The organism is Luteibacter sp. P4_E6, from assembly GCF_056401535.1.
In genome coordinates, this window is the sequence record NZ_JBFUJE010000863.1 from 1 (window position 1) to 1,116 (window position 1,116).

Below are 1,116 nucleotides of genomic sequence, written 5' to 3' on the forward strand. Positions count from 1 at the left end.
CACGCTGCGGACGCCTGGACAAATGCAGCATCGATAGCCTGCGTCACTCGATCTTGGCTATCCGCAAGACCCACCCACAGCGGGAGCCGAATCAACGTGTCACTCACTCTCTGAGTTACCGGCAATGCTCCATGTGAGCGGCCGTACTTCTGGCCGGCGGGGGAGGTGTGAAGCGGAATGTAGTGAAAGACAGCTTGGACTTGTTGCTCCTTCAGTGCCGCAATGAGCTGGGTCCGAGCAGGCAGGCTCTCCATGAGGAGGTAGTACATATGGGMGTTGTGCGTACAGTCCGCGGGGAGAACGGGCCTGCGGGCCGGGTGCCCGGCCTGGGATGCCCAAGCTTCATACCGCGACCAGATTTCCATGCGCCGATCCGTTATCTCCTTCCCGTGTTCCAGCTGTGCGTATAGAAAGGCAGCTGTGATCTCGCCTGGCAGGAATGAAGAGCCGAGGTCGACCCATGTGTATTTGTCGACTTGGCCTCGAAAAAATCGGCTGCGATTCGTTCCCTTTTCGCGAATTATTTCTGCGCGTTCCGCAAGGCGTTCGTCATTGATCAGTAGAGCCCCGCCTTCGCCAGAGATGACGTTCTTCGTCTCGTGGAAGCTCAGTGCGCCCAAATGCCCAATTCCGCCGAGCGGTCGACCATCGTAGGTGGAGTGGATTCCCTGGGCGGCATCTTCGACGACGAAAAGGCCGTGCCGATCTGCAATGTCCATGATGGCGTTCATGTCGCAAGCGACGCCAGCGTAGTGAACGACGCAGATAGCCTTTGTGCGCGACGTGATCGCCGCCTCCACGAGTCTTTCGTCGAGATTGAGCGTGTCTTCGCGAATATCAACGAACACGGGGACCGCACCACGGAGCACGAATGCGTTCGCCGTCGATACGAAGGTGTACGAAGGCATAATGACTTCGTCGCCCGCTTCGAGGTCAAGCAGGATAGCCGCCATCTCCAGTGCTGCGGTGCATGAATGCGTTAGCAATGCCCTCCGCGCGCCCGTTAGCTCTTCGAGCCATGAGTGGCACGCTTTCGTGAACGGACCATCACCAGATAGATGCCCATTTGCATGGGCTTCGGCGATGTAACCAAGCTCGCTTCCGGTCATGTATGGC

The 1,116-nt window shown here is 58.2% G+C and carries 1 protein-coding gene; it reads right to left on the reverse strand.

What is annotated here, in order from left to right:
• The coding region (rffA, locus tag AC1DT2_RS24165; protein ID WP_477299259.1) for a dTDP-4-amino-4,6-dideoxygalactose transaminase at positions 1–1,116 on the reverse strand (1,116 nt) is incomplete at both ends.